Source organism: Kitasatospora sp. NPDC059577, from assembly GCF_042735475.1.
Classification (GTDB): Bacteria; Actinomycetota; Actinomycetes; order Streptomycetales; family Streptomycetaceae; genus Kitasatospora.
In genome coordinates this window covers 110,061-117,296 of the sequence record NZ_JBHWBZ010000021.1, presented here as the reverse complement: position 1 = coordinate 117,296, position 7,236 = coordinate 110,061, and the positions used below count along the sequence as shown (strand labels likewise).

Here is a 7,236-nt window from a genome sequence, read left to right as displayed (position 1 = left end):
ACCTCGCGCCCGACCCACACACAGACCCCGCCCCCCCCCCCACCCCCCCCCGAGCCCAGGGCTCAGCCCCCCGCCCACCCCCCCCCCCCCTGTGTGGGTCGCCCCGCCCGTCTTCGTACCGGCCGCCCGGGGTGGTGCCCGTCCGGGCACGGTTCCACGGGGCGGCTGTCGGCTTCGCAAGTATATTGGCCCGGAGCCAACGAACGTTCGGAGCAGTCACGATGGCACCTCGCGGGGATTCGGTCAATGAGGAGATGCGGCAACGCTCCCGCCGGCGCATCATGCGGGCCACCGTCGAGCTGGTCGACCAGCGCGGCTACGCGGGCACCACGCTGACCGACATCGCCGAACGGGCCGGACTCGCCCGCGGACTGCTCTCCTACTACTTCGACGGCAAACGGCTGCTGATGCAGTCCGCGACCCACCGGATGATGCACCAGGCGCTGTCGGCCGCGCTGGCGGAACTGGCGCCCGGCTCCTCCCCCGAGTCCCGGCTGGCCCGCGCCATCGACGCCGTGCTCGGACTGGCGATGGACCACCCCCGGGTGATGCGCTCCCACCTGGCGCTGATCCTCGATCCCGACACCGGCGCCTTCGTCCAGGACCCCGAGCAGCAGCAGCTCGGCGCCATCCTCCAGGGGCTGCTGTGCGACTGGGGCGCGCCGGACCCGGTCGCCGAGCACGCGGTGCTGCGCAGTGCGCTGATGGGCGGCTGCATCGGAGTGCTGCTGCCGGGCGCCGAGATCCCGCTGGCCCCGATCCGGGCCGACCTCTTCCGCCGCTACGACCTGGCCTGGCACCTGGGCGACCCGCCGCAGACCGCCCCGCCGGAACGCGAAAGGCCGCCGGCCCGCGGTTGACGCCGGGTGGGCGGCCTGCAAGCGACCTGCTGCCGGGGCTCCGCGGGGGAGGGGCCCGCGGGTCCGAACGGCGGCGGCTCAGCGCTCCTTCAGGATCGAGGCGAGCAGGTCTATGGTGCGCTCCGGCGTGAGGCTGTCCACACAGAGCCGCTCCATGACCTGGATGTACGCGTCCACGTCGTCCCGCTTGTCCAGGTAGAGCGCGCTGGTGAGCTGCTCCAGGTAGACCACGTCCGCGAGGTCCTGCTCCGGGAAACGCAGGATCGTGAACGCCCCGGACTCGCCCGCGTGCGCGCCGAAGCGGAACGGCATGACCTGGATCACCACGTTGGCCTGCTCGGCGACGTCGATCAGGTACTGCACCTGACCGCGCATCACCTTGGGCCCGCCGACCGGCCGGCGCAGCGCGGCCTCGTCGATGACCGCCCACAGGCGCGGGCTGCCGCCCTCGGCCAGCAGCTTCTGGCGGCGCAGCCGGAGGCTGACCCGCCGCTCGACCTCCTCCTCGCTGATGACCGGCCGACTCTGGCCGAAAACCGCCCGTGCGTACTCCTCGGACTGCAGCAGCCCGGGGATGAACTGCACCTCGTAGGTGCGGATCAGCTGAGCGGCCTCCTCCAGTCCGACGTAGGTCTGGAACCAGCCCGGCAGCACGTCGTTGAAGCTGTGCCACCACCCGGACTTGTTGGCCTCGCGGACCAGGCCGAGCAGGGCCTCCCGCTCCATCCCGTCGTCGACGCCGTACAGGCTGAGCAGGTCGGCGACGTCGCGCTCCTTGAAGCTGACGCGGCCGAGTTCCATGCGGCTGATCTTGGACTCGGAGGCCCGGATCGCGTAGCCCGCGTCCTCACGGGTGATGCCGCGCGCCTCACGCAGGCGACGCAACTGCGAGCCGAGGAGGATCCGGCGGACCATCGAGCCGCCGCCCGGCTGAACTGTGGTCATGCGGTCGAAACCTCCACCTAGGGCAAACAGCGCACAGTCTGCCATCAGTTGAGCGCTCACGGTGCCGATACTGACGGATGTTCCTATCAGTTCTGCACTCCGCACACCAGGATGCACGTGCATCCGGCGCTTGCATATGCCAATAGTGCGACTGCACGTGAATCGACTCTTGCATCTGCAGTGAGCGCACACCACCATGGTGCACGTGCACCTGCACATCCCTGGCAATCCCGCGGGCTCCGCGTCGACCCCACGCGCGACTCCGTGCACCGGCCCGACGGCGTCCCCCGCGCCATCGGGCGTTCGAGTGCGCGCGCGTGTGGTCGAGGGGGCGGCCGTGCGGCCGAGCGAGTCGGAGGTGACCGGCATGACCCCGGCGGGTCCAGCCGTGTCCGCCCCCTTATGGGAGGAGCTCTTCATGAGCACCGGTACGGCTTTGGCGGTTGACCCCCATGTGGTCACCTGTACGCTCGCTCCTCGCTTCGAAGCCGTCAGAACCGCGCGCGACTTCGCCCGGACCACGCTCCAGCGCTGGGGACTGCCGGAGCTGTTCGACGACGTCGCACTGGTGGCCTCGGAACTCGTGACCAACGCGCTCCGGCATGCGATCGGCGCACGGCCCGACCCGTCGGGCGGCGCCCAGGGCGAGTACGACTTTCCCACACAGCCGACCCCGGACGGCCGGCTGCCGATCCGAATAAGCCTGGTGCACCGCGCACCCCAGGTGGTCTGCGCGGTGAGCGACCCGAGCAGCATCGGCCCGGTGGCCCGGGAGGCGGACTTCGTCGCCGAATCCGGCCGCGGACTGCACCTGGTGGAGTCCTTCAGCCGCTCCTGGGGCTGGCACCCGCTGGGCAGCGGCAAGGTGGTCTGGGCGATGTTCGAGGCGGAGCCGGCGGTCGGCCCGTTCGACGGACACCCGGAGATCGGCGGACGCCCGGCGCTGGAGGCGCTCGGCGGACCGGTCGACATCGGTGGACGGCACCGGCGCTCGGCCTAGCGCCGGGCGGCGTACGGCCCGCCCGGTGCCTGGTCGGAGGGCACAACCGGCACCCGCTCCGGCGGTACGCCGAACGGCGTGCCCGGCGACGGCCAGGACGACGGCCCCGGCGGTGGCAGCGCCGCGGACGGCAGGACCGGTGACGGACCGGATGGCAGACCCGACAGCGGGTCGGACGGACCACTCAGCGGCAGGTCGAGGGAAACCCCGGGAGGACCACACCCCGGGTGCTTGCGCCAGGCCCCGCCGGTGGTCGATCCCGGCCGGCGGCCCCGAGGGCGGCGGTGTCCACCGCGCCCCCCGCTGTGGCAGCAACGGAAGCAACGGCCCTGATTACGGCAGTTCCGGAAGCAACGGCCCCGATTACGGCGGCCCCGAAAGCAGTAGCCCCGATTGCGGCAGTTCCGGAAGCAGCGGCCCCGATTACGGCGGTCCCGGAAAAGGCGGCGGAAACGGCCCCGTTCGGGGCGGCTCCGAAAACGGTGGCGGAAACGGCTGCGGAAAAGACAAAGGCCGTCGTGGTGTCGGCACCCACGACGGCCCCCCGATGGTGAAACAGGTCGGCCGGTCAGACCGCCAGGTGGTCGAACTCCCCGTCCTTGGCCCCCAGCAGCAGGGCGGCGATCTCGGCCCGGGTGTAGATGAGCGCCGGACCGTCCGGGAAGCGCGAGTTGCGCATCGCCACGTCGCCACCCGGCAGGGCCGCGAACTCGACGCAGTTGCCCTGGGAGTTGCTGTGCCGGCTCTTCTGCCAGACCACTCCCCGGAGATCGGCCGCGGCCATCCCGTTGAAGGTGTCGTGCGAGCCGTGCCTGTCCTGCGAGTCGTGCATAGAAGTCTCCCGAAGAGCTCCGGAGTTGTTGTCCAGCGCGGCGCCCCCGGCACCGCCGAACGAACGGACCGGCCCCGTACCGGTCCGGCACAACGCCTCACTTGACGCGATGATAGCTGCAGTGCACGTGCATCAGCACGGGACATTGCAGGTGCACGAGGCCTTTCACCGGCGGCCCCGAACTCTTCACGGGGCCTTCTCCTGACGGTACGTAAACGGACATAGCCGACTGAATCGTCGGGGTTGCGATAACCGGCCGTGAGCGAATCCCCCCTGAATGTTGATCTTCGAATGCCGGGAGTCGCGCCGCCGTGACCCTCCGTCAGGCGACCTCCGGGCTGTGAGACATCTCACGCACGGCGGGTGCAACGCAGTGCCTCGCGGCGTACGTCAAGGCAATGGCCCACGCACGCACGGGGGTTGGGCGAAGAATGTCCGGATTGCGGGTAAACCGCCCGGACCGGCCCACCCAGGACACCGGGTCCGCACTGCCGCTGCGCGAAACCCGTACGGCAGCCGACTGCAGGCCGGACGGGCCGATGTCCTACGATCTCCGGCATGAGCACCGCAGCCATCCCGGGCGCGCCACTGCCCGTCCGCACTCCAGGCTCCCGTGCGCGGGGGCGCCATCGTCGTCCCGAGCGCCCCGAGATTCCCTCCGGCGCCCCGGCCCTGGTGCTCGCCGTACCCGCGACCGCCGGGCCCGAGTCCCGCTCGGTCGTCGAGGAACTGCTCTCGATCGTCCGCAGCGAGCAGAACGGCGTCCAGGCCACGGTCGGATACCTCCCCGGCGAGTCCGCCGAGGGTGAGGGCGGCGAGGAGCGCACCGTCGCCGAACTCCTGGCCACGGCCGCCGAGGCCGGGCTGCCGATGCCCGTCCTGGTGCCGCTGGTGCCCGGACCGCACGGTTTCCTGCCCGAACTCCACGCACTCGCCGCCGAGTACGGCGCGCCCGTCACCGACGCACTGGGCCCGCACCCGCTCCTGGCCGAGGCCGTGCACGTGCGACTGTCCGAGGCCGGACTGGCGCGCGCCGACCGAGCCCGTCTGTTCGCCATCGCGACCGCCGCCGACGGCGTGGTCCTGACCACCGTCGGCGGCGAGGACGCCGCCGCCGCGGCCGGCATCACCGGCGTGCTGCTGGCCGCCCGGCTGGCCATCCCGGTCGTGGCCGCCGCGCTCGACGTGCCCGGCTCGGTGGCCGCGGCCGTCAACCACCTCAGGGAGACCGGCGCCCAGCGCCCGGCGCTGGCCCCGCTGGTGATCGGGCCGGAGGCCGACTCCGAGCTGCTCGCCACCGCGGCCGAGGAGACCGGCTGCCCGTCGGCGGCGCCGCTGGGCGCGTACCCGACCGTCGGCCAGCTGATCGCCTCCACCTACCTGGCCGCGCTGCCCGCGCCCTCCCCGGAGGAGCTGGCGCGGGCCGAGGCGGAGGCGGCTGCCGCCGCCGAGGCCGAGGGGGCCGCAGAGGGCACCCGACGGGCCCACGCGGCCGCTGAGGGGCCTGCCGGACAGTAAGCGACACCGCGCGCCCGCCGGCGCGCACACGGGGCCCGGAACGGATTTCGTTCCGGGCCCTTCGCCGTGCCCGCGCACCCCCACAGGAGAGTTGTGGGGGTTGTGGCGATTGTGAAGGTTTTGGGAGTTTCCGTGGCCGCAGAGACCTTCGGGGGTTAACGGAGCTTCGCGGCAATGAAGGAGATTGTCCGTTCTTGCGTCATTTGCAAGGAAAAGGGGAGCGCACTCATCAGCGCTCGGACTCCGGCCACTCCCCCGACTCGACCGATGCGCCACCGCGCACCTCGACGCACCGTCACGCGATTCCTGAAACCGAGCCAGTTGTGGATATCCGCAACGCGATTGCCGAAAAACGATCATTTACGATCATGGATACGCGCCATTTTGGCAGTTCCCACTAAACCGTGATGGGCGTCACAGCTGTTTGCAGTTTGAACTTAAGTCTGCTTAACGTGCTCCCCGTTCGTGACCACACGGACCCAGTTCATCCGCGACGCCGAGTCCTGCCGTCGGATGTCCTGGCAGCGCGAAAACGCACCACGGCAGGAGCGGGGGACCCACAGGTAAGTCGCCCCGGACCGTTCCCGGAACGGTTCAGGGCTAGGGGTGAAGCCGCGCCAAGCGCGGCCGGGCAACTCCAGCCCGAATCCGACAGCTCACCTCGCAGGCGTGGGAGAGGACCACGTCTTCATGCTGCCCACCAACGGCACCCGCCTGTCCAGCCGCACCCGCCGCGTGATCGCCGCCATCGGCGTCGCGGGCGTCGGCCTCACCGTCCCGTGCCTCGTCTCCGGCACCGCCTCCGCCGCCTCCGTCGCCACCTGGGACAAGGTCGCCCAGTGCGAGAGCGGCGGCAACTGGGCCATCAACACCGGCAACGGCTTCTACGGCGGCCTGCAGTTCACCTCCAGCACCTGGGCCGCCTTCGGTGGCACCTCGTACGCCTCGCAGGCCAACCTGGCCACCAAGGACCAGCAGATCGCCGTCGCCGAGAAGGTCCTCGCCTCGCAGGGCCCCGGCGCCTGGCCGGTGTGCTCGATCCAGGCCGGCCTGACCAAGGGCGGCGCCCCGGCCGCCGTCGACACCTCGGCCGCCGCCAAGCCGGCCGCCCCGGCCGCCCCGGCCCCGGCTGCCAAGCCCGCCGCCAAGCCCGCCCAGGCCCCCGCCGCCAAGCCCGCCGCTCCCGCCCAGGACGACGCCAAGGCCACCACCGCCACCGGCAACTGGACCCAGAAGCACCAGCAGTGGGCCCAGGACGGCGACTACACCGTGGTCGCGGGCGACTGGCTGTCCTCGATCGCCGACAAGAACCACGTCCAGGGCGGCTGGCAGCGGCTGTACGAGCTCAACCGCAGCACCCTGACCGACGGTCCGGACAGCATCTACCCGGGCCAGCACCTGTCCTTCGGCGACCACGCCCAGGGCCCGCAGTCGGCCTCCACCGACAAGTCCGGCTCGGACTTCACCTGGTTCAACCGCTCGCAGAAGTCCGGTCAGTCCACGAACGGCGGTTCCGTGAACGCCAAGCCGGCCGCCCAGACCCAGACCCAGACCCAGGCTGCGGCCCCGGCCCCCGCCGCCACCGGCAGCATGGCCGCCGCGGTCTCCTTCGCCGAGTCCAAGGTCGGCCAGGCCTACGTCTACGGCGGTACCGGCAACGGCGGCTGGGACTGCTCCGGCCTGACCCAGGCCGCGCTGCGCGCCGCCGGCGTCTCCGTCCCGCGCGTCGCCGCCGACCAGGCCGCCGCCAGCACCCACGTCTCGCTGGACAGCCTGCAGCCGGGCGACCTCCTGTTCTGGTCCAACAACGGCCAGGACTCGGGCGTCTACCACGTCGCGATCTACGTCGGCGGCGGCAAGTACGTCGAGGCCGCCAACCCGAGTTCGGGCGTGCGCGAGCAGACCATCGCCAACTGGGCCCCGGACTTCGCCGGCCGGGTCTGAGCACGGCGAACCGGCTGACGGCCGACGGGTACCAGCCGACAGCCGACACGTAACAGTTGACGTGCAACAGATGACAGCTGACGGATTTCACCATCTGTCAGCTGTCATCTGTCACCTCTCGGCGGTCCGCCCGAACG

The 7,236-nt window shown here is 71.4% G+C and carries 6 protein-coding genes and 1 riboswitch; of the genes, 4 read left to right on the top strand and 2 right to left on the bottom strand.

Annotated elements, in window-relative coordinates; translation table 11 throughout:
- Nucleotides 1–254 precede the first annotated feature (254 nt).
- The gene (locus tag ACFV0O_RS18925) at nt 255–860 is read left to right on the top strand and encodes a TetR/AcrR family transcriptional regulator (RefSeq protein WP_380342877.1); all 606 of its coding nucleotides are present in this window, start codon (nt 255–257) and stop codon (nt 858–860) included.
- A 78-nt stretch (nt 861–938) separates the two neighbouring features.
- Here ACFV0O_RS18925 and ACFV0O_RS18920 read toward each other — a convergent pair whose 3' ends face one another.
- Nucleotides 939–1,805: a helix-turn-helix transcriptional regulator gene (locus tag ACFV0O_RS18920; RefSeq protein ID WP_360249772.1), complete on the bottom strand. Its 867-nt coding sequence runs from the start codon at nt 1,803–1,805 to the stop codon at nt 939–941.
- Between the two features lie 418 nt (nt 1,806–2,223).
- Between ACFV0O_RS18920 and ACFV0O_RS18915 the strand changes: the two genes are divergently transcribed.
- The gene (locus ACFV0O_RS18915) at nt 2,224–2,805 is read left to right on the top strand and encodes an ATP-binding protein (protein ID WP_380342874.1); all 582 of its coding nucleotides are present in this window, start codon (nt 2,224–2,226) and stop codon (nt 2,803–2,805) included.
- A gap of 568 nt (nt 2,806–3,373) precedes the next feature.
- Here ACFV0O_RS18915 and ACFV0O_RS18910 read toward each other — a convergent pair.
- Nucleotides 3,374–3,637, bottom strand: a complete 264-nt coding sequence (locus tag ACFV0O_RS18910; protein ID WP_380342872.1) for a DUF397 domain-containing protein — start codon at nt 3,635–3,637, stop codon at nt 3,374–3,376.
- Between the two features lie 558 nt (nt 3,638–4,195).
- Between ACFV0O_RS18910 and ACFV0O_RS18905 the strand changes: the two genes are divergently transcribed.
- Both ACFV0O_RS18905 and ACFV0O_RS18900 read left to right on the top strand, forming a co-directional pair.
- Entirely contained in the window at nt 4,196–5,155 is a 960-nt protein-coding gene (locus ACFV0O_RS18905) for a hypothetical protein (RefSeq protein ID WP_380342870.1), read from the top strand.
- A 525-nt stretch (nt 5,156–5,680) separates the two neighbouring features.
- Nucleotides 5,681–5,838, top strand: a riboswitch (cyclic di-AMP (ydaO/yuaA leader).
- Nucleotides 5,825–7,099, top strand: a complete 1,275-nt coding sequence (locus ACFV0O_RS18900; RefSeq protein WP_380342867.1) for a transglycosylase family protein — start codon at nt 5,825–5,827, stop codon at nt 7,097–7,099. Its footprint overlaps the riboswitch before it by 14 nt.
- Nucleotides 7,100–7,236 lie beyond the last annotated feature (137 nt).

Excerpts from the sequence above, each read along its gene's own strand:
- ACFV0O_RS18925 (WP_380342877.1), top strand. The coding sequence starts at position 255 with ATGCGGCAACGCTCCCGCCGGCGCATCATGCGGGCCACCGTCGAGCTG.
- ACFV0O_RS18920 (WP_360249772.1), bottom strand. The coding sequence starts at position 1,805 with ATGACCACAGTTCAGCCGGGCGGCGGCTCGATGGTCCGCCGGATCCTC.
- ACFV0O_RS18915 (WP_380342874.1), top strand. The coding sequence starts at position 2,224 with ATGAGCACCGGTACGGCTTTGGCGGTTGACCCCCATGTGGTCACCTGT.
- ACFV0O_RS18910 (WP_380342872.1), bottom strand. The coding sequence starts at position 3,637 with ATGCACGACTCGCAGGACAGGCACGGCTCGCACGACACCTTCAACGGG.
- ACFV0O_RS18905 (WP_380342870.1), top strand. The coding sequence starts at position 4,196 with ATGAGCACCGCAGCCATCCCGGGCGCGCCACTGCCCGTCCGCACTCCA.